16 protein-coding genes are annotated in these 19,660 nt (G+C 65.6%); 1 reads left to right on the forward strand and 15 read right to left on the reverse strand.

Features of this window, described 5'->3' with window-relative positions:
• Positions 1–244: 244 nt before the first annotated feature.
• The 12 genes from rraA to AB5Y54_RS09220 all read right to left on the reverse strand — a co-directional run bounded on the left by rraA (position 245) and on the right by AB5Y54_RS09220 (position 14,932).
• Positions 245–730 carry a ribonuclease E activity regulator RraA gene (gene rraA, locus AB5Y54_RS09165; RefSeq protein ID WP_010676045.1) on the reverse strand — a complete coding sequence of 162 codons (486 nt, stop codon included), beginning with the start codon at positions 728–730 and terminating at the stop codon, positions 245–247.
• Positions 731–884: 154 nt separating this feature from the next.
• Positions 885–2,309 (reverse strand): magnesium transporter, encoded by a 1,425-nt coding sequence (mgtE, locus tag AB5Y54_RS09170; RefSeq protein WP_045522860.1) that lies wholly within the window; start codon positions 2,307–2,309, stop codon positions 885–887.
• Positions 2,310–2,441: 132 nt separating this feature from the next.
• Entirely contained in the window at positions 2,442–3,848 is a 1,407-nt protein-coding gene (gene cysG, locus AB5Y54_RS09175) for a siroheme synthase CysG (RefSeq protein WP_128272677.1), read from the reverse strand.
• Positions 3,849–3,860: 12 nt separating this feature from the next.
• Positions 3,861–4,673, reverse strand: a complete 813-nt coding sequence (gene nirC, locus AB5Y54_RS09180; RefSeq protein ID WP_201985332.1) for a nitrite transporter NirC — start codon at positions 4,671–4,673, stop codon at positions 3,861–3,863.
• Between the two features lie 136 nt (positions 4,674–4,809).
• Positions 4,810–5,127 carry a nitrite reductase small subunit NirD gene (nirD, locus tag AB5Y54_RS09185; RefSeq protein WP_029314869.1) on the reverse strand — a complete coding sequence of 106 codons (318 nt, stop codon included), beginning with the start codon at positions 5,125–5,127 and terminating at the stop codon, positions 4,810–4,812.
• 100 nt (positions 5,128–5,227) lie between these two features.
• Positions 5,228–7,774, reverse strand: coding sequence for a nitrite reductase large subunit NirB (gene nirB, locus AB5Y54_RS09190; protein WP_368153476.1), 2,547 nt, complete (start codon positions 7,772–7,774; stop codon positions 5,228–5,230).
• A 296-nt stretch (positions 7,775–8,070) separates the two neighbouring features.
• The gene (locus AB5Y54_RS09195; RefSeq protein WP_368153478.1) at positions 8,071–9,159 is read right to left on the reverse strand and encodes an ABC transporter permease; all 1,089 of its coding nucleotides are present in this window, start codon (positions 9,157–9,159) and stop codon (positions 8,071–8,073) included.
• A gap of 3 nt (positions 9,160–9,162) precedes the next feature.
• Positions 9,163–10,272: an ABC transporter permease gene (locus AB5Y54_RS09200; RefSeq protein ID WP_201035608.1), complete on the reverse strand. Its 1,110-nt coding sequence runs from the start codon at positions 10,270–10,272 to the stop codon at positions 9,163–9,165.
• Positions 10,269–12,038, reverse strand: a complete 1,770-nt coding sequence (locus tag AB5Y54_RS09205; protein ID WP_368153480.1) for an ATP-binding cassette domain-containing protein — start codon at positions 12,036–12,038, stop codon at positions 10,269–10,271. The genes AB5Y54_RS09200 and AB5Y54_RS09205 overlap by 4 nt, the downstream gene beginning before the upstream one ends.
• On the reverse strand, positions 12,035–13,003 hold the full coding sequence (gene hlyD, locus AB5Y54_RS09210; protein ID WP_368153482.1) for a secretion protein HlyD: 969 nt from the start codon (positions 13,001–13,003) through the stop codon (positions 12,035–12,037). Before hlyD ends, AB5Y54_RS09205 begins: the two co-directional genes overlap by 4 nt.
• Positions 13,004–13,097: 94 nt before the next feature.
• Complete coding sequence (locus AB5Y54_RS09215) at positions 13,098–13,739, reverse strand: TetR/AcrR family transcriptional regulator (RefSeq protein WP_368153483.1); 642 nt, start codon at positions 13,737–13,739, stop codon at positions 13,098–13,100.
• 272 nt (positions 13,740–14,011) lie between these two features.
• Positions 14,012–14,932 carry a LysR family transcriptional regulator gene (locus tag AB5Y54_RS09220; protein WP_368153486.1) on the reverse strand — a complete coding sequence of 307 codons (921 nt, stop codon included), beginning with the start codon at positions 14,930–14,932 and terminating at the stop codon, positions 14,012–14,014.
• 168 nt (positions 14,933–15,100) lie between these two features.
• Here AB5Y54_RS09220 and AB5Y54_RS09225 point away from each other — a divergent pair, with 168 nt between their 5' ends.
• Complete coding sequence (locus AB5Y54_RS09225; protein WP_368153487.1) at positions 15,101–16,525, forward strand: MFS transporter; 1,425 nt, start codon at positions 15,101–15,103, stop codon at positions 16,523–16,525.
• 144 nt (positions 16,526–16,669) lie between these two features.
• Here the strand turns inward: AB5Y54_RS09225 and hslU are convergent, their stop codons facing one another.
• The 3 genes from hslU to AB5Y54_RS09240 all read right to left on the reverse strand — a co-directional run bounded on the left by hslU (position 16,670) and on the right by AB5Y54_RS09240 (position 19,659).
• A complete protein-coding gene (hslU, locus tag AB5Y54_RS09230; RefSeq protein ID WP_042078733.1) occupies positions 16,670–17,998 on the reverse strand; it encodes an HslU--HslV peptidase ATPase subunit in 1,329 nt (442 codons plus the stop codon).
• A 92-nt stretch (positions 17,999–18,090) separates the two neighbouring features.
• Positions 18,091–18,624, reverse strand: a complete 534-nt coding sequence (gene hslV, locus AB5Y54_RS09235; protein ID WP_005306539.1) for an ATP-dependent protease subunit HslV — start codon at positions 18,622–18,624, stop codon at positions 18,091–18,093.
• Positions 18,625–18,810: 186 nt separating this feature from the next.
• Complete coding sequence (locus AB5Y54_RS09240) at positions 18,811–19,659, reverse strand: SPOR domain-containing protein (RefSeq protein WP_201888787.1); 849 nt, start codon at positions 19,657–19,659, stop codon at positions 18,811–18,813.
• Position 19,660: the final 1 nt, after the last annotated feature.

Genomic DNA, 19,660 nt, shown 5'->3' on the forward strand with positions numbered 1-19,660 from the left:
AATTTTTTTGCGATCTTCGCAAATAAGGCTTGCACAGTTAAATGAGAATGATTATTGTTAACTTGTTTTCCGGGAATGACTTCATTTGTTCCAACGTGATGGACTTCTTGTGAAGGCACGACATTGCTCACATTGCTTCCAGTTAAGGGGCCAGTAGTTTACTGGCCCTCTTTTTTTGCGTCTTTTCCGCCATCAGCGGGCATAAAAAATGGGAGCCAGGGCTCCCATTTTCACTCTGCTCCGCTTACTCGATGTCGAGGGCATCGGGGGAGAGGATCACCCCTGTGGTATCGGCATAGAGGTGGTCATCCGGCAGGAAGGTGACGCCGCCGAAGTTGACCGGCAGATCGGTTTCCCCGATATCCTTGCTGTCGGCGCCCACCGGAATGGCCGCCAGGGCCTGAATGCCGATGTCGAGATCTTCCAGGATATCGACCTCACGGACGCAACCGTAGCAGACGATCCCTTCCCATTCATTTTCCGCCGCCGTGGTGGCGATCTCGCTGTCGATCAGGGCACGACGCATGGAGCCGCCACCGTCGATCAACAGCACGCGACCAACGCCGTTCTCCTTGACCAGTTCACGGATTAGGCCGTTCGATTCGAAGCACTTGACCGTGGTGATGACGCCGCCGAAAGAGGCGCGGCCGCCGAAGGAGCAGAGCATGGGTTCGAGTACATCCACCATGTCCTGATAGATGTCGCACAGTTCTGAAGTGTTGTATTCCATTGTGTCAGATCCACCGCTGGAAACAGGTGGATCCAGTATAAGGAGTGGGGTTGGCATTTCAACGACTATTCCTTGCCCAGTGGCGGGAAATGCCGTTTTTGCGCGAAAGCTGCCCCGCGTCATGGCAGGAGCCGCAGGCGGTCAGCCTCGGGCTCTAGAGCAGGAACAGGGTCGCCAGCCCCAGGAAGATGAAGAAGCCGCCGGTGTCGGTGATGGCGGTGATCATCACGCTGGCCCCCACCGCCGGGTCGCGCCCCAGCCGGCTCATGGTCATGGGGATGATGACCCCCATCAGCGCCGCCACCAGCAGGTTGAGGATCATGGCGAGCGTCATCACGCCCCCCAGCGCCGCATCCTGATAGAGCAGGAAGGTGGCGATGCCCATGATGCCCCCCCACACCAGACCGTTGATCAGGGCTACCCCCAGCTCGCGCCACAGCAGGAAGGAGACGTTGCCTGTCTGGATGTGCTGCAGCGCCAGCGCCCGCACTATCATGGTGATGGTCTGGTTGCCGGTGTTGCCGCCGATCCCGGCGACGATGGGCATCAGGGCCGCCAGTGCCACCAGCTGGGAGATGGTGTGCTCGAACAGGCCGATCACCCGCGACGCCACGAAGGCGGTGCAGAGGTTGATGGCGAGCCAGGCCCAGCGGGTCTTGACCGCCTTGGAGACGGGGGCGAACACGTCTTCTTCCTCGCTGATCCCCCCCATGCGGCGCAGGTCGGTGTCACTCTCCTCATAGACCAAGTCCACCACCTCGGCGACGGTGAGCCGGCCCATCAGCTTGCCCCTGGCATCCACCACGGCGGCGGAGACCAGGTCGTCCCGCTCGAAGGTGCGGGCGGCGGCCTCGTCGTTGTCTTCCGGATCGAAGGTGACCGGATCCTTCTCCATCGCGTCGCTCACCAGGGTTTCGGGCTTGTGCAGCAGCACGGCGGTGAGGGGCAGCTCCCCCTGCAGCCGGTTTCGCCGATCGGTGACAAACAGCTTGTCGGTGTTCTCGGGGATCTGGCCGCGCAGGCGCAGATAGCGCTGGACGGTGGCCAGGGTCACGTCGGGCCGCACCGTGATGAGCTCGAAGTCCATCATGGCGCCGACCGTGTGCTTGCCGTAGCGGATCACCTCCCGCACCTTGTCCCTGTCCACCGGCGCCATGGAGGTGAGCAGCCGCCCCATCAGGTTGCGGGGCAGGTGCTGGCCCAGGTAGATCTGGTCGTCGATGTCGAGGGTGCTCAGGGCGTGCAGCAGCTCCTTGTCGCTCATGCCGCTGATGAGGCTGTCCCACACCGTCTCCGACGCTTCCACCAGGATCTGGCCGTGCTTGTCTGCATCCACCTGCTGCCACAGCACGTGGCGCTCGTCCGGCGGTAGGGATTCCAGCGCATCGGCGATATCGGCGGCGGGCAGGCTGTTGACCAGCCGGGTCAGCTCGCTGGTCTGGTCCCGAAGCTCTGCGTCCTGCTCCCCTTGCGGGTCGAGCAGGCTCTCGGTGAGGGCATCATCAGCCAGCAGCAGCGTGAGGATGCGGGCTCTGTCGTGTTCACGCTGTTTGGCGCTGTTCTTGGGGGGGAGGGACATGAAGCAGAATTCCTGAATTCGGTGATCCGGCGGACAGTCCCCATAGGATACCAGACTTAAAACAACAGGTTATGACAGTAAATGCAGAAAAAGAAACGCCACCCGAGGGTGGCGTTGGAATGGATGCAGCGATCAGGCCGAGGCCAGGGCCGCGTCTGCGGCGCCTCCTTGCCCGAACCAGGCAAGCTGGTCCGCCAGGGTCACCACAGATCCCACCATGATGAGGGCCGGGCTCTCGACGCCCACCGCCAGCGCGGGCAACTGATCGAGGGTACCGCGAATGACCCGCTGGCTTGGCTGGGTGCCTCGCTCGATCAGCGCCACCGGGGTGCTGCCCGCCTTGCCGTGGGTCAGCAACTGTTCGCGGATGGTGGCGCAGGAGGAGAGCCCCATATAGAAGACCAGCGTTTGCCGATCTTTGGCCAGCAGCGGCCAGTCGAGATCCTGAGCGCCCCCCTTGCCGTGGGCGGTGACGAAACGCACGCTCTGGGCGTGATCGCGGTGGGTCAGCGGAATACCGGCGTAGGCCGCGCAGCCGCTGGCAGCGGTGATCCCCGGCACCACCTGAAAACCGATGCCGCTGCCGACCAGCGTCTCCAGCTCCTCGCCGCCACGGCCGAAGATAAAGGGGTCACCCCCCTTCAGCCGCACCACCCGCTGCCCCTTCTTCGCCTCCTCCAGCAAGAGCTGGTTGATCCCCTCCTGCGGCACGCAGTGGTTGCCCGCCTGCTTGCCGACGAAGATGCGTTTGGCGTCGCGGCGCACCAGCGCCATCACCTCGTCCGAGACCAGCCGGTCATAGACCACCACGTCCGCCTGCTGCATCTGGCGCAGGGCGTGCAGGGTGAGCAGACCCGGATCGCCGGGGCCAGCTCCCACCAGTACCACCTCGCCACCGGTCTGGCTTTCGTCGGCAAACAGGTTGTCGGCCAGCTGATTGGCAGAGGCACTATCACCGCGGGCCAGCGCCTGCCCGAGCCGATCCGCCCCGAGCAACCGTTCCCAGAAGCGACGCCGCTCGCCCATGTTGGCGAAGCGGGCCTTGACCCGCTCCCGCAGGCTGCCGGCGAAGGCCGCGACGGCACCCAGATGCTGAGGCAGCAGGGCCTCGAGTTTTTCCCGCAGCAAGCGGGCCAGCACCGGGGCCTTGCCGCCGGAGGAGATGGCCACCATCAGCGGCGAGCGGTCGATGATCGACGGCATGATGAAGCTGGAGCGTTTCGGGTCATCCACCACGTTGGCAAAGATCCGCGCCTGATTGGCGCTCTGGTAGACCAGCGCATTCACCTCGCGCCGATCTGTAGCGGCCACCACCAGCCACTTGCCCGCCAGTTGCTGCGGCGCGAATTCACCGGCGAGCCACTCGATGCTGCCGTTGGCAGCCAGTTCTGCCAGCTCGGGGTCGAGCTCGGGCGCGACCACGGTGAGCTGGGCACCGGCATCCAGCAGCAGGCGCGCCTTGCGCTCCGCCACCTCGCCGCCGCCGATCAGCAGCACGGGTTTGTTGTCGAGTCGGCAAAAGATGGGCAAGTAGTCCATGGGGCCTCCTGATCAGGCGGTTTGGGTCTGGCTGGCAGTGGAGGTGGTCTCGCTCACCGCAACCGGGCGCTCAGCTTTCGGGGTGGCATACCAGTAGCCGAGGCCCATGAAGAGGGCGCCGGAGACGGTGTTGCCCAGGGTCACCCACAGCAGGTTGTGGCCGATGCCGCTCAGGGTGTAGGCCTCCGAGTGGGCGCCAAACCAGGAGAGGGTGAACAGGGTCATGTTGGCGACTGAGTGCTCGTAGCCGGAGGCGATAAAGGCGAGCAGGCACCACCAGATGGCGATGAAGCGGGCGGCCCCTTCGGTGCGCAGCGCCATCCAGATGGCGAGGCAGACCAGCCAGTTGCAGAGGATCCCCTTCATAAACAGGGTCAGCGCCGGTGCCTGAGTTTTGGCCAGCGCTACCTTGTGGGCCAGACTGCCTGCGTCCGGCAGCAGGCTGCCGCCGTAGGAGTAGATGAGCGCCACCACGATGGAGCCAATCAGGTTGCCGGCCCAGGTCTGCGGCAGGATGCGCAGCAGGTCGGCCATGGTGATCTTGCCCGTCTTCACCCCGAAGGTGAGGAACATGGTGTGGCCGGTGAACAGCTCGGAGCCGGCGATGACAACTAAGGTCAGGGCGATGCCGAAGGTGGCCCCCATCACCAGCGGACGGATGGCGGGATCCACCAGATTGCCGAGGGTGAAGATGAGGATGATGCCAAGGCCCACATAGGCCCCCGCCATGGCCGAGCTGAGCCAGAAGCCGAGCTTGTCGCTGCGCTCGAAGCGATTGATGCGGGCCGCGTTGGCGGCGCACTTGTTGATGGTTTCGGTATACATCTTTGTTTCCTTCAAGAGGGCCGCCCGCGGGCAGCCCTGACTGTTTTTTAACCCCCTCCCTGCCTCCCCCTTGTCAAGGGGGAGGGGCTTTTTGCTCCCTCCCCTGTGAAGGGGAGGGCCGGGGTGGGGTCTGGTGTTAGACGGCGACCCAGACCTGCTGGTCGCGCACTTCAACGGGGTAGCTCTGCACCGACATCTCAGGGTTGTCGAAACAGTGGCCGTCGCTCAGGCGAAAGCGCTGCTTCTTGAGCGGGCTGGCCACCCAGAGCTCGCCGTCGTGTTCGCAAATCAGGCCCCGCGACAGCACGTTGGCGGCGAAGAAGGGATCCCGGTTGTCGATGGCGAACACCTCGGCGGCCGCGCTCGGGCGGAACAGAGCGATCTGACGACCTTCAATGAGTGCGCAGACACCGGTTCCCGGCAGGATGTCGTTGAGTTGGCAGGCAAGTTTCATCGCTTAATCTCCACCTCGAGTTGGATGGACTGGCTATCGAGCAGGGCGCAAACGTCCATGCAGCCCATCAGGATGCCGTTGAGTTGGCAGGCTAATTTCATCATTTGGTCTCCACCTCGATCTGGTAGACGGGGATGCGCTCGGCTGGGGTGGCCGGTCGGTGCTGGTCGCGTTCGCTGACGAACTGAACGTCCGGGTCGCGCTTGTCGCTGTTGATGAAGTGGCTGAAGCGCTTGAGCGCTTCCTCTTCGTTGAGGGTGCGCGACCATTCGCACTCGTAACTGTCGATGAGGGTCTGGATATCGCGTTCCAGCGTCTCGGCCAGTCCCAGCTTGTCGTCGACGATCACTTCGCGCAGGTAGTCGACGCCCCCTTCCAGATTGCCGAGCCAGACCGAGGTGCGCTGCAGTTTGTCGGCGCTGGTGACGTAGAACATCATGAAGCGGTCGATCAGCTTGATCAGGGTCTCGCGGTCGAGGTCAGACGCCAGCAGGTCGGCGTGGCGCGGCTTCATGCCGCCGTTGCCGCCCACATAGAGGTTCCAGCCAGCATCGGTGGCGATGATGCCGACGTCCTTGCCCTGGGCTTCCGCACATTCGCGGGTACAGCCGGAGACGCCGAACTTCATCTTGTGCGGGGTGCGAATGCCCTTGTAGCGGTTCTCGAGGAAGACCCCGAGGCCAACGCTGTCCTGCACGCCGAAGCGGCACCAGGTGCTGCCGACGCAGGTTTTGGCCATGCGCAGTGCCTTGGCGTAGGCCTGACCGGTCTCGAAACCCGCCGCCAGCAGCTTGCGCCAGATGGCGGGCAGATCATCCTTCTGGGCCCCGAACAGACCGATACGCTGGGCACCGGTGATCTTGGTGTAGAGCTGGTAGTCGCGGGCCACTTCGGCCACCGCCAGCAGCCCTTCCGGGGTCACCTCACCACCGGCCATGCGCGGGATGACGGAGTAGCTGCCGTCTTTTTGCATGTTGCCGAGGAAGATGTCGTTGGTGTCCTGCAGCGGGATGTTGCGCGGGCTCAGCACATGCTCGTTCCAGCAGGATGCGAGGATGGAGCCGACGGTCGGTTTGCACACCTCGCAGCCATAGCCGTGACCATGCTTGGCCAGCAGCTCGTCGAAGCTCTTGATCCCCTCCACCTTGACCAGGTGGAACAGCTCCTGACGGGAGTAGGGGAAGTGGCCGCAGAGGTGATTGTTGACCTCGATGCCCTGCTTCACCAGCTCGGCGTTGAGCACCTGGCTGATGAGCGGCACGCAGCCACCACAGCCGGTACCGGCCTTGGTGTGCTGCTTGATGGCGGCCAGCGTGGTGTGGCCCTCGGCCACCGCCTTGGCGATGTTGCCCTTGGAGACATCGAAGCAGGAGCAGATCTGGGCGCTCTCGGGCAGGGCATCCACCCCCAGGGTCGGCTTGGCCCCGGCGTAGGCAGGCAGGATCAGGGTGTCCGGGTGGTTCGGCAGGGGCAGGGCGTTGAGCATCATCTGCAGCAGGTTGCCGTAGTCGTCGACGTCGCCGACCAGCACGGCGCCGAGCAGGCGGCTGTTGTCTTCGCTCACCACGATCTTCTTGTAGACGCCGGCCTGATCGTCCTGGAACACATAGCTGTGGCTGCCCGGAGTGCGGCCGTGGGCATCACCGATGGAGCCGACGGAGACGCCGAGCAGCTTGAGCTTGGCGCTCATGTCCGCCCCTTCGAAGCGGCTGTCGCCGCCGAGCAGATGGTCGACGGTGATCTGGGCCATCTTGTAGCCCGGCGCCACCAGCCCGAAGAAGCGGCCCTGCCAGGCGGCGCACTCGCCGATGGCGTAGATGTCGGGGTCGGAGGTGAGGCAGTGATCGTCGATGACGATGCCGCCGCGCTCGGCGATGGCGAGATCACCGTAACGGCCGAGGGTATCTTGCGGGCGAATGCCGGTGGAGAAGACCACCACGTCCACTTCCAGCTGGCTGCCGTCGGCGAAGGCGAGGCGGTGTTTCGCCTGCTCGCCGCCATGCATCAGGATCTCGCTGGTGCTCTTGCTGGTGTGCACCTGCACGCCCATGGATTCAATCTTGCGGCGCAGCAGCTGGCCGCCCTGACCGTCGAGCTGCTCGGCCATCAGCACCGGCGCAAACTCCACCACATGGGTCTCGAGGCCCAGCGCCTTGAGGGCGCCGGCGGCTTCGAGGCCAAGCAGGCCGCCCCCGATCACCACCCCGCTCTTGCCGCTCTTGGCGGCGCTGCGGATGGCTTTCAGATCCTCGATGGTGCGATAGACGAAGCACTCGTGATGCTGACTGCCCTGGATGGGCGGCACCCAGGGGTAGGAGCCGGTGGCCAGCACCAGCTTGTCGTACTCGACCACTGTGCCCTTGTTGGAATGCACTTCGCGGTTGGCCCTGTCGATTTTTTTCACCGCTTCGCCGAGCAGCAGGCAGATGCCGTGCTTGTCGTAGAAACCGGGTTTGACGAGGGAGAGATCTTCGCTGGTGTGATGGGAGAAGTAGGAGGAGAGATGGACGCGATCGTAGGCGGGACGGGGTTCTGCACCGAAGACGGTGATCTCGTAGCGGCCCGGGTCGGCCCGCTCGATCAGCTCTTCGATGAAGCGGTGCCCCACCATGCCGTTGCCCACAACGACCAGTCTGACTTTGCTCATGATTGCCTCTAGTTTGGAGTAATAAAACATCATTCTGGGGCTAGGCTACCCAGTCGGCAGGGGCAGACGATTGATGCAAATCAAGTGTCTATTTATATATCCCCTCAGGGGTAATTCGATAAAATTCAAAGATATACAAAAATAGGTATACCAGTTAATGATTTCTGGGTTAGCTCGGGGTGAGGGATGGTGGAGGGTAAGCCCGGTTTACCCACGGCCGGGGAGTGAAAACTTCTGTCGGAAAAAGGCTGGTCTCGCACTGGACGAGACCGGCATCAGCTGATCAAAGCGGCACGTCAGGCGATATGGCGGCGGAACATGGCGAGCGCCAGCGACAGGGTGACGCCGGCGATGGCGAGCAGGGGCCAGATCAGGGGCCAGGCCGCCGACCAGCCGAGCCCCTTCAAAAAGACCCCCTTGAGCAGCACGATGAAGTGGGTGAGGGGGTCGATGGCCGCCAGCCACTGGAACACCTGCGGCATATTCTCCACCGGCGAGATGTAGCCCGAGAGGATCACCGCCGGTACGGTGAAGGAGAAGACCCCGAGAAACGCCTGCTGCTGGGTCGAGCAGAACGACGAGATGAAGAGCCCGATCCCGGCCAGTGCCAGCCCGTAGCAGACCATGCCCGCCAGCAGCAGACCGAGGCTCCCTGCGAAGGGGAGGTGAAAGACAAAACGGGCGGCCAGCGCGACTATGCACCCTTGTCCCACCGCCACCAGGATGCCGGGCACCGCCTTGCCCGCCATGATCCAGCCTGCGGTGAGGGGGGAAACCAGCAGCTGATCGAAGGTGCCCTCCTCCCGCTCCCGCGCGACCGAGAGGGCGGTGACAATCAGACAGCCGGTGGTGGTGATGATGGCCACCAGGGCCGGCAGGATATGCCAGTGGAATTCGACGTTGGGGTTGTAGAGGTGGCGCACCGGCAGCTCGGGGGCGCCGCGCCCCTCGCTCTGCCAGCGGGCGATCACCTGACTGATGTAGCCCGCCGCTACCTGACCGCCGTTGGAGCGGCGTCCGTCGATGATCAACTGCACCTTGGCCGGTTCGCCCCGCGCCAGCCGGCGCGAGAAATCCCCCGGAATAATCAGCCCGAGCAGTGCCTGTTGCTCGGTGATGGCCTCGGTCATGCCCGCCTCGCCCTGCACCGGGATGATGGTGGTGAAGGCGGGCATATGGGTGAGGCGCTCCAGCAGCTCGCGGCTCTGGGCACCGCCATCCTGGTTGTAGATGGCCAGGGTGTTGCCGGTCACCTCCAGAGTGGTGGCGAACGGGAAGAGGGCGGTCTGCAGCAGCACCGGCATGATGAGCAGAAAGCGCCCCTGGGTGTTGCCCATCAGGGCTTGCAGCTCTTTTCGGATCAGCCACCAGAGTCGGATCAGCATGGGTTACTCCAGAGTGCGCCGCGTCTTGCGGGCGGTGAGGATGAGCCAGAAACCGGCCAGCAGCAGCAGACAGAAACCGTTGACCAGCAGGATCGAGAAGACGCTGCCCGCCTGATAGAGGGTCTGCAGGGAGCTCGCGAAGTAGCGGGCCGGAATGAGGTGGGTGATGGCCCGAAGCCAAGGCGGCATGCTGGCGATCTCGAACACGAAGCCCGACAGCATCACGGCGGGCAGAAACGCGGCGATCAGCGCTGCCTGCGCGGCATTGAACTGGCTGCGCATCACGGTGGAGAGGAACAGCCCGAGCCCGAGGGCGCTGCCGAGAAAGACGCTGGTGACCAGAAAGAGCAGCAGCAGGGAGCCGCGCCACGGCACGCCCATTACCGCCACCGAGAAGAGCAGGCAGAGCAGCATGGCGATGATGCCAAGGCCATAGTAGGGCAGCAGCTTGGAGAGCAGCAGCTCCCCCTTGGTGACCGGGGTGGCGAGCAGCGCCTCCATGGTGCCGCGCTCCCACTCCCGCGCCACCACCAGCGAGGTGAGCAGGGCGCCTATGATGGTCATTACCACCGCAATGGAGCCAGGCACCAGAAAGTTGCGGCTCACCAGCGCCGGGTTGAACCAGGCGCGGCTCTCTATCGACACCGGCATGGCGACCCCCTCGCTAGCGAGCCACCCCTGCCAGATCCCCTGCACATAGTTGGTGACGAAGTTGGCGGTATTGGGTTCGGAGCCGTCGGTCAGCAGCAGCACCTGCGGCGTACCATTGCCCTGACCGGCCATGGCGCGGGAGAAGCCGTCATCGATCACCAGCAGGCCGCGGATCTCGCCACGGGCCAGACTGGCGAGCAGGGACTCCTTGCTCGGGCCGCTGTGGATCTCCAGCGCGGTAGAGCCGCGCAGGGCCTGCTCCAGCCGCACCGCCGGGGCGCCGCTGTCGGTACGCCAGATGCCGAGGCGCAGGTGGTCCACATCCAGATTGATGGCGTAACCCATCACCACCAGCAGCACCACCGGCATGATGAAGGCGATGAGGATGCTGCTCGGGTCACGGACGATTTGCAGCGTCTCCTTGCGACACAGGGCCAGCAGTCGCCGACGGTTGATGCTCATGCGTCCTCCTCGCTGGCCCGCTCGACCAGGGTGATAAAGGCCTCTTCCATTGTTGGCAAAGAACAGGTCGGCAAGGAGCCGGTTGGCAAAGAGGTCGCCGCCTCTTTGGCGGCCAGCCCCTTGAGATCGTCCGGGGTGCCGAGCGCCAGCAGCTTGCCGCGATAGATGAGGGCGATGCGGTCGCAATACTCCGCCTCGTCCATAAAGTGGGTGGTGACCAGCACGGTGACGCCGTGGTCGGCCAGCGCGTTGATGTGGGACCAGAACTCGCGCCGGGTGACAGGGTCGACCCCGGAGGTGGGCTCGTCGAGAAACAGCAGCGGCGGCTCGTGCAGCAGGGCGCAGGCCAGCGACAAGCGCTGGCGCAGGCCGAGCGGCAGGGATTCCGCCTTCTGATCGAGCCAGGGGGCGAGGGCAAAGGCAGTCACCATGGCGTCGATCCGCGTCTGCTGATGGCGGCCGAACAGGCCGTAGATACCGGCGAAGAAGGCTAGGTTCTGGGCCACGGTGAGCTGCTTGTAGAGGGAGAACTTCTGCGCCATGTAGCCGAGGCGCTGGCGCGCCGCCGAGGGGCTGTGGGCCAGATCGATGCCGGTCACCAGCGCCTGCCCCTCGCTCGGGCGCAGCAGGCCGCACTCCATCTTGAAGGTGGTGGACTTGCCCGCCCCGTTGGGGCCGAGCAGGCCGAAGATCTCGCCGCGGCGCACCGCAAAGCTGACATCATCGGTGGCGGCAAAATCGCCGAAGCGCTTGGTGAGGTGGCGCGCCTCGATCACCGCCTCGGGGGAGACCCCCTGCGGCAGTTCGGCTTCCCGCATCCCGGCCGCCAGACTCGACTCTCCGCCGGGGCCGCCGCCGAGCAGGTCGATGAAGGCGTCCTCCAGTCGGGCCGGGGTCGGTACGAAGGCCCCCTCAGAGAGCCCCAGCTCCGCCAGCGAGGGGGTTGCCACGCCGGCGTGCAGCAGCAGGCGCACCCGCTCCCCCGCCACCGCGCCGTCCATCACGGCGGGGTGAGCCAGTGCCCGGTGCAGCAGGGCGCGTCGCTCGCGGCCATCCAGTTGCCCCGCCTCCAGCAGCCAGCAGCGGCTGGCCATGGCCCCCATCAGATCGGCCGGCGTGCCGCTGGTGCGCACCTCGCCATCTGCCATCAGCAGCACGTGGTCGCACAGCTCCGCCTCATCGAGATAGGCGGTACTCCAGAGCACCGTCATCCCCCCTTTTGCCAGTTCGCGCACCATCTGCCAGAGGGCGCGGCGGGAGATGGGATCGACCCCGACCCCCGGTTCGTCCAGCAGCAGCACATCCGGGGTGCCGAGCAGGGCGCAGGCCAGCCCGAGTTTCTGCTTCATCCCGCCAGAGAGCTTGCCTGCCGGCCTTGCGGTGAAGCGGGCAAGATCGGTGAAGGCGAGCAGCCGCGCGAAGGTGGGCGTGCGTTCGGGCTCCAGTACGCCGCGCAAGTCAGCGTAGAGGGTGAGGTTCTCCAGCACGCTGAGATCCTCGTAGAGGCCGAACTGCTGGGGCATGTAGCCGAGGCGCTGACGCAGCAGGTCTCCCTCGTTCACCGGATCCAGCCCCAGCACCCGGATGGTGCCCGCTTCGGGGATCAGCAGACCGGCCAGCAGGCGCAGCAAAGTGCTCTTGCCCGCGCCGTCGGGGCCCACCAGCCCGGTGATGCCACCAGCCGGAATGGTGGCCGAGATGGCGTTGAGGGCGACCCGCTCGCCAAAGCGTTTGGTGAGCCCCTCAAGGGAGATGGCGCTGTTCATGGAGCCAGCCTGACGGTGACCGGCATCCCTTGGCGCAGGGCCGGGTCGGGATCCTGCACCACGATACGTAGCCGGTAGACGAGGTGAGTGCGCAGGTCCGGCGTCTCCACCGATTTCGGGGTGAACTCGGCGGTGGGCGAGACAAAGCCCACCACCCCGTGATAGGGCTGGTCCGGCCGCGAGTCGGTGGTGAGGGTCACCTTGGCGCCGCTCGGGAAGTGGCCGAGCCAGGGCTCCTCCACATAGGCGCGCACCCAGACCGGCGCGGTCAGGGAGAGGTTGAAGGCGGTCGCTCCACTCTGCACCATGCTGCCATTCTCGATGGCGCGGCTGATGATGATGCCATCGCTGGGGGCGGTCAGATTGGCATCCGCCAGCGCCAGTTCGGCACTGGCGAGCGCCGCTTTGGCCCCTTCCAGCTGGGCATCGGACTGGGCGATTTCCTCGGGGCGGTAGCCGGTTTCGAGCTGGGCGAGCTGTTCGCGGGCGGAGCGCACCCTGGCCTGGGTCTGATCCCGCTGGGAGCGGGCGCTGTCGAGCTGGCCGCGGGAGATAGCGCCGGTGGCGGCCAGTGTGCTCTGGCGGCGCCACTGCTGGTTGGCCTCCAGTGCAGCGGCTTCGGCGGCCGCCAGCTCGGCCCGGGCGCGGTCGGTCTCTTCGCTGCGATAGCCTTTGTGGATCAAGGCGTTGGCGGCAGTGAGTGCAGCCAGATTGGCGCGGGCGCTGTCGCGGCTGTGGGTGAGGGGAGCCGGATCGAGGCGTGCCAGCAGTTGACCGGCTTTTACGCTATCTCCCTCATCGACCTGCACCTGATCGACGCGGCCGCCGACCCGAAAGGCCAGATTGACGTCGCGAATATCGACGTTGCCGTAGAGGATGGAGCCGTCGGCGGGGCGCCCCTGCCACCAGAGGTAGCCACCGATAACGGTTAGCAGCAGGGCCAGGATTGCAATGCGTTGTTTCATGCCGCTTCTCCTTGAGGATGGCTCTGCAACCAGAGGTCACCACCGAAAACGGCCAGCAGCAGAGCTGCCATAGGGATGATGGCGATGGGTTGTTTCATGCCGTTTCTCCTTCCTTGATGTCGGTGGGGCGCAGGCCGCGCAGGGCCCATACCAGCCGTTGTCTGGCGGCCTCGGGGTTGTCTATCTGGCTGAGAAAGGGGGCGGCCTCTTCGGGCAGCCAGCCGAGCTGGCGACCGCTGCCTGCGATCACCAGCGGCAGGCCGACCGACCCCATGATGAAGATCATCAGCTGGAGCGGGTGACCCGCGACCAGCGACCCTTCTGCCTGCGCCATCCGTACCTGCTCGATCAGCAGCAGGGGATGACGGCGCGGTAGGCTGAGCAGAAAGCGCTGGGCCGCCCCTTCCCCCGCCAGGGCATCGCCAAACAGGTGGTTGATGAAGCCGCGCTGGCGCGCCACCAGCCCGATCAGCGCCTCCATGGTGGCCTCGAAGGTTGCCAGGGCAGAGGGGTAGGCGCCGCGGGCCGCCACCGCCTTGAGCTCGTCGTAGAGGGGGGCGTACCAGAGCTCCACCAGCTCGTCGATATAGGCGTCGCGGTTGCCGAAGTGATAGACGAAGGTGCCGAGGTTCACCTCGGCCGCCGCCGCCAGCTCGCGCACCGTCAGGCCGCATAGCCCCTTCTCGGTGGCGATGGCGAGGCCGGTATCGAGCAGTTTCTGACGGGTGGGGTGCATCTGGCTGGCGCTCCTGGTGTATGCATTTTGTACGCAATTATACGACCGTATAAAAAATGCGGAAGCGGGCGACAGGATCTTTTTGCCCGCAATGTGATCCGCCCCGCTCTGAGGGGCCGTGATCCCCGTCCGGCAGGGGGAAGGATCCATCGCTTGTGCCCAAGCCACGGGCATGTCGGTGTGACGGGGTGGTGACAGGTGCTTCTGGTCCCGGGTGCGGGTGCCCGGGCCACAAGAGGCTGGTGATGGAGCCGGGAGCTGCCTGACCCGGATCAGGGGGTGTCGGTGGTCCCGGTGTGATAGGGGGGCCGGGCACAGGTGTCCCGTATCAGGGCGCGCAGCCAGCGGTGGCCCGGATCGGCATCCTGACTGGGGTGCCAGAGCAGGGCGACCCGGATCCCTGGCAGAGCGAAGGGCAGGGGCAGGGTGACCAGATCGCCGAGCAGGCTGGCGCAGTGCAGGTGCGGCACCGTCGCCACCAGATTGCTCTCCCTGACCAGGGCCAGCGCCGTCGCAAACCCGGGAACCAGGGTGGTGATGGTGCGTCTCTTCCCCTGGCCTGCGAGGATCTCGTCGATGGGGCTGTGAGGCTGGCCCCGGCGGGAGACCAGCACGTGGCGCGCGGCGGCATAGCGCGCCACGGTCAGGGTGCCGTCGCAGAGGGGGTGGTCCGGGTGCACCACGGCGACGAAGTGATCCTGGAACAGGGCCTGGGTGCGCAGCTCGGGGGCCGTCTGTGTACCTATCACCCCGGTTTCGAAGTCCAGCTCGCCGCGGCGCAAGGGGCCGCTCTCCTTGTCGGGTTTGGCCAGAAAGTGGAGCCGCACCCCGGGGGCCTCGACGGCAAGGCGCGCCAGCAGGGCGGGGCCCACCGCCTCCACGAAGCCGTCGCTGGATCGCAGGCGGAAGGTGCGCTCCAGGCTCGCCGGGTCTACTTCCTGCTGGGGGCGCAGCACGGCCCGGGTCTCCTGAACCAGGCGGGCGACCTCATCCCGCAGGATCTGCGCCCGGGGTGTGGGGATCAGGCCGCGTCCCGCCCGCACCAGCAGCGGATCCCCCGTGGTCTCCCGCAGCCTTGCCAGGGCCCGGCTCATGGCGGAAGCACTCAGGCCTAGCCGTCTGGCGGCGCCCGCCACACTGCCCTCTTCCAGCAGGGCATCCAGGGTGATCAGCAGGTTGAAATCCGGGGTCATGGTCGTCTCCTCGCAGGCGGCGCCTGAGGGGCCGACCCCTTCATGATACGCGAGTTGCCGTCTCTTCATATGGCGTCTGGTGCAACTATAAGCTGCAACCCGTGCGTCTTCCGCCTTGTCATCTCCCCCGCTAGCCTGAGTGCATCATCACTTGCCGGAGAGACTGCCATGTCCACACCACTTCTTGTTTCCCCTCCCGTGACGCGCCGTCTCGGTCTCGCGGGGCTCGGGCTCGCCACCCTGCTGCCCATGCTGGCGGGGAGCATGGCCAACCTGGTGCTGCCTGCCCTGGGGCAGGACTTCGGCGTGCCCTTCGCCAGCCTGCAATGGGTGCTGGTGGCCTACCTGCTTGGGATCACCAGTCTGACGGTGGTGGCCGGTCGGCTCGGCGATCGTCTCGGTCGCCGTCGCCTGCTGCTCTGGGGCTCCGGGGTGTTCGTGCTGGCCTCCCTGCTGTGCGCCCTGGCGCCCTCCATCGGCTGGCTGATCGCGGCCCGTGCCCTGCAAGGGGCGGGAGCGGCCTGCATGCTGGTGCTCTCGCTGGCCATGGTGGGGCAGCTGGTGCCGCCGACCCGGCGCGGCTGGGGCATGGGGTTGCTCGGCACCCTGTCGGCCTGCGGCACGGCGCTCGGCCCCTCGTTCGGCGGTCTGCTGATCGCCGGATTTGGCTGGCAGGTCCCCTTCCTGCTGCTGCTCCCCCTCGGGCTACTGGCGTCTGGGTGTCTCTGGGGCGGTCTGCCGCCGGATGACGGGCATCCGTCCCGGGGCGAGCTCCCTCTCCCCGGCCTGCTGGCGCTGGTGGCTGCGCTGCTCTGCTACGGGCTGGCGCTGACGTGGGGTAGCCTGGCCGGGATCTGGGCTGGACTGGGGGCCCTGTTGGCGACCACGCTGTTTGTGCGCCTCGAGGCGCGGGCCCAGGCTCCCCTGTTGCCGCCTGGGCTGCCGGGGGATGCCGGGCGGCGCAACGGCATCGTCGCCAGCGCCCTGGTGGCCAGCGTCATGGTGGTGACCCTGCTCATCGGCCCCTTCTACCTGCACGGGGTCTTCGCCCTCGACATGGGCACCGTGGGCCTGATGATCTCGGGCGGCCCCCTGCTGGCGGCGCTGTCCGGCATGCCCGCCGGCTGGCTGGTGGACAGGGTCGGCGCGACCTTTGTGGTGCGGCTGGGGCTGCTGCTCATGGTGGGGGCCGTGACCTGTCTCGTCCTCCCGGGATCGGCCCTCGGCCCCCTCGGCTACTTGCTGCCCATCCTGCTGCTGACCGCCGGCTACGCCCTGTTCCAGACCGCCAACAACAGCGCCGTGGTGGGTGGTGTGGATGAGCGGAGCAGGGGGGCCGTGGCCGGCCTGCTGACCCTGTCGCGCAATCTGGGCCAGCTGACGGGGGCGGCGGGGCTGGGTGCCCTGTTCGCCACCCTGGTGGGGCGGCCCGATCTCGCCACGGCCACGGCGGACGAGCTGGTGTTCGCCACCCGGGTCACCTTCGCCCTGACGGCCTTGCTGCTGGTGACGGCATTCTGGCTGGCGGGAAGAGGGGAGTGTGTCGTGCAGGGTGACGCGACCCGGGACGGCCGCGAGTTGGGAGAGCGCTGAAAACGAAGACGCCTCCACAGGGGAGGCTTCTTGCTATGAGATTGAGTGGTTCGCTTACAGGCTATTAAACCACTCAGAACCTCGTCTTCGATCAGTCTGTTACAGGATACTGAACCGCTCAGACTCTCGTTTTCTATCAACCTGTTACAGGATAAAGCGGCTCAGGTCCTCGTCTTCAATCAGCTTGCCGAGGTGGGCGTTGACGTAGTCGGTGTCGATGACGAAGGTCGCGCCGGACTGCTCGGAGGCATCGAAGGAGATGTCTTCCATCAGGCGCTCCATCACGGTGTGCAGACGGCGGGCACCTATGTTCTCGGTGCGCTCGTTGACCTGCCAGGCCGCCTCGGCCAGACGGCGGATGCCGTCCTGGGTGAACTCGATCTTGACCCCTTCGGTGGCCATCAGCGCCTGGTACTGATCGGTCAGGGAGGCGTTCGGCTCGGTCAGGATGCGCTCGAAGTCTTCGGTGGTCAGCGCTGTCAGCTCGACCCGGATCGGCAGGCGCCCCTGCAGCTCGGGGATGAGGTCGGACGGCTTGGCGATCTGGAAGGCGCCGGAGGCGACGAACAGGATGTGGTCTGTCTTGACCATGCCGTGCTTGGTGTTGACGGTGCAGCCCTCGACCAGGGGCAGCAGGTCGCGCTGGACCCCTTCACGGGAGACGTCCGGGCCCGAACTCTCGCCGCGCTTGCAGATCTTGTCGATCTCGTCGAGGAAGACGATGCCGTTGTTCTCGACGGAGGCGATGGCCTTCTGCTTGAGCTCTTCCGGGTTGACCAGGCGGGCCGCTTCCTCTTCGATCAGCGCCTTCATGGCCTCCTTGACCTTGACCTTGCGCTTCTTCTTCTGGCCCTGGCCCAGGTTCTGGAACAGCCCCTGCAGCTGGTTCGCCATCTCTTCCATGCCCGGCGGGGTCATGATCTCCACGCCCATGGGGGTGGCGGCCAGATCCAGCTCGATCTCCTTGTCATCCAGCTGGCCTTCCCGCAGCTTCTTGCGGAAGATCTGGCGGGTGTTGGAGTTGTCGGCCTTCTCCTCCTCGCCCCAGCTGTTGCGCGGGTTCGGCAGCAGGGCGTCGAGGATGCGCTCCTCGGCGGCCTCCTCGGCGCGGTATTTCATCTTCTCCATCTCGGTCTCGCGCACCAGCTTGATGGCGACGTCGGTCAGATCGCGGATGATGCTGTCCACTTCCTTGCCCACATAGCCCACCTCGGTGAACTTGGTCGCCTCCACCTTGATGAAGGGGGCGTTGGCCAGCTTGGCCAGGCGGCGGGCGATCTCGGTCTTGCCGACGCCGGTCGGGCCTATCATCAGGATGTTCTTCGGGGTCACCTCGTGGCGCATCTCCTCATTGAGTTGCATCCGGCGCCAGCGGTTGCGCAGGGCGACGGCGACCGCGCGCTTGGCATCGGCCTGACCAATGATGTGCCTGTCCAGCTCGTGGACGATTTCTCTCGGGGTCATCTCGGACATGATGGCGTTCCTGTATCCGGGGCGGGCAGGGCCCACCCCTTGGAAAATGGGGTTTGGCTGGCGGCCTAATTTGGCGGCCCTATTTCGCCGACTTATTTAGCTGAATAATCCAGCACTTCGATGGTGTGGTTGCCGTTGGTGAACACACAGATGTCGCCCGCAATCTTGAGGGACTTCTCGACGATGCTCTTGGCGTCGAGCTCGGTGTTCTCCAGCAGGGCGATGGCGGCGGACTGGGCGAAGTTGCCGCCGCTGCCGATGGCGATGAGATCGTGCTCCGGCTGCACCACGTCACCGTTGCCGGTGATGATGAAGGATTTGTGCTCGTCGGCGACGGCCAGCAGCGCCTCGAGGCGGCGCAGGGCGCGATCGGTGCGCCAGTCCTTGGCCAGCGCCACGGCGGCGCGCTCCAGGTTGCCCTGATGGGCCTGCAGTTTGGCTTCGAAGCGCTCGAGCAGGGTGAAGGCGTCGGCGGTGCCGCCGGCGAAACCAGCCAGTACCTTGCCGTTGTAGAGGCGATGAACCTTGCGGGCGTTGCCCTTCATGACGGTGTTGCCAAGAGAAACCTGGCCATCGCCACCGATGACGACCTGACCGTTGCGGCGAACTGAAACTATGGTAGTCACTTTACTTACCTCGCTTGAGCCGAATGACGGCCTGACTGTGCATGGAGGAAAAGATGGGGATGGCAAAACGGCTTTTCAAGCCTGTGCCGAGCACGGATCGCGGGGGAGGGATCGGGTGGGCGCGGGATGGCGCCAAAAGAAACAGGGCCGGGTGTTGCCACCCGGCCCTGTGCATGGACGCGGCGATCACCCCTTCTTGGGGATGCAGCCGCTGATGCCCGAGCCCTGCAGCTTGCGGTTGGCCGCATCGGCCGCCGCCTTGCCGTTGAAGGGGCCCACCATCACCTTGTAGACGGCGCCACCGGCTCCGTTGACCACCTGCAGGCTGGAAGATAGCCCGGCGGTGAAGGCGATGCGCGCCTTGAGGGATTCCGCGGAATCCTGGGAGCGCAGGGCGGCACACTGCATCATGTAGCGACCGCCGTCGGCGGCTGCGGTCTGTGCAGTCTGGGTCGCCGCCTTGGCCCTGGCGGCCTCGGCACGCTCCCGCTCCAGTTCGGCGCGGATCTCCCGCTCCATCCGCTCACGCTCGGCCTTCTGGTCGATCACCTGCTCCCGAGCGCTGGCGACCGGGGCGCCGGTGGTCGGCTTGGCCGGTTGCACCGGTTGCGGCTGATAGGGCTTCACCTGACCGATGGGGGTTCCCGGCTGGGGAATGTCGGTCGCGACCGGCTTGGGCAGCTTCTCCGGTTGCAGGGTCATGGTCTCGGCAGGCGGGGGCGGCAGCACGCCCGGCTGGGGCGGCGGCTCTATGATGTCCACCTGCTTGTTCTCCAGCCGCTCGATGTAGCTCCACTTCTCCTGGGGCAGGGTATTGCCCTGTGCCTTGGGTTTGTTGGCCTTCACCTGCTCTTCGATGGTGGGGGCATCGGCGCCCTTGCCGTTGATGAGGTAGAGGAAGGCGCCGAAACCGACGACCAGGGCCCCGGCCAGCAGTGCCGGGATAACAGGAAAGCGGCGAGGGGCCGCTTTCTTGATGTTACGGCCACCCGCCCGTCGTCTCGGGCTGTTGCCGACGTAATCCCGGGTCGCCATC

It is taken from the genome of Aeromonas sp. s9, from assembly GCF_040907765.1.
Taxonomy (GTDB): Bacteria; Pseudomonadota; Gammaproteobacteria; order Enterobacterales; family Aeromonadaceae; genus Aeromonas; species Aeromonas caviae.

Bases quoted from the DNA above. Each gene is read 5' to 3' on its own strand.
- rraA (WP_010676045.1), bottom strand. From the start codon at position 730: ATGGAATACAACACTTCAGAACTGTGCGACATCTATCAGGACATGGTG.
- mgtE (WP_045522860.1), bottom strand. From the start codon at position 2,309: ATGTCCCTCCCCCCCAAGAACAGCGCCAAACAGCGTGAACACGACAGA.
- cysG (WP_128272677.1), bottom strand. From the start codon at position 3,848: ATGGACTACTTGCCCATCTTTTGCCGACTCGACAACAAACCCGTGCTG.
- nirC (WP_201985332.1), bottom strand. From the start codon at position 4,673: ATGTATACCGAAACCATCAACAAGTGCGCCGCCAACGCGGCCCGCATC.
- nirD (WP_029314869.1), bottom strand. From the start codon at position 5,127: ATGAAACTTGCCTGCCAACTCAACGACATCCTGCCGGGAACCGGTGTC.
- nirB (WP_368153476.1), bottom strand. From the start codon at position 7,774: ATGAGCAAAGTCAGACTGGTCGTTGTGGGCAACGGCATGGTGGGGCAC.
- AB5Y54_RS09195 (WP_368153478.1), bottom strand. From the start codon at position 9,159: ATGCTGATCCGACTCTGGTGGCTGATCCGAAAAGAGCTGCAAGCCCTG.
- AB5Y54_RS09200 (WP_201035608.1), bottom strand. From the start codon at position 10,272: ATGAGCATCAACCGTCGGCGACTGCTGGCCCTGTGTCGCAAGGAGACG.
- AB5Y54_RS09205 (WP_368153480.1), bottom strand. From the start codon at position 12,038: ATGAACAGCGCCATCTCCCTTGAGGGGCTCACCAAACGCTTTGGCGAG.
- hlyD (WP_368153482.1), bottom strand. From the start codon at position 13,003: ATGAAACAACGCATTGCAATCCTGGCCCTGCTGCTAACCGTTATCGGT.
- AB5Y54_RS09215 (WP_368153483.1), bottom strand. From the start codon at position 13,739: ATGCACCCCACCCGTCAGAAACTGCTCGATACCGGCCTCGCCATCGCC.
- AB5Y54_RS09220 (WP_368153486.1), bottom strand. From the start codon at position 14,932: ATGACCCCGGATTTCAACCTGCTGATCACCCTGGATGCCCTGCTGGAA.
- AB5Y54_RS09225 (WP_368153487.1), top strand. From the start codon at position 15,101: ATGTCCACACCACTTCTTGTTTCCCCTCCCGTGACGCGCCGTCTCGGT.
- hslU (WP_042078733.1), bottom strand. From the start codon at position 17,998: ATGTCCGAGATGACCCCGAGAGAAATCGTCCACGAGCTGGACAGGCAC.
- AB5Y54_RS09240 (WP_201888787.1), bottom strand. From the start codon at position 19,659: ATGGCGACCCGGGATTACGTCGGCAACAGCCCGAGACGACGGGCGGGT.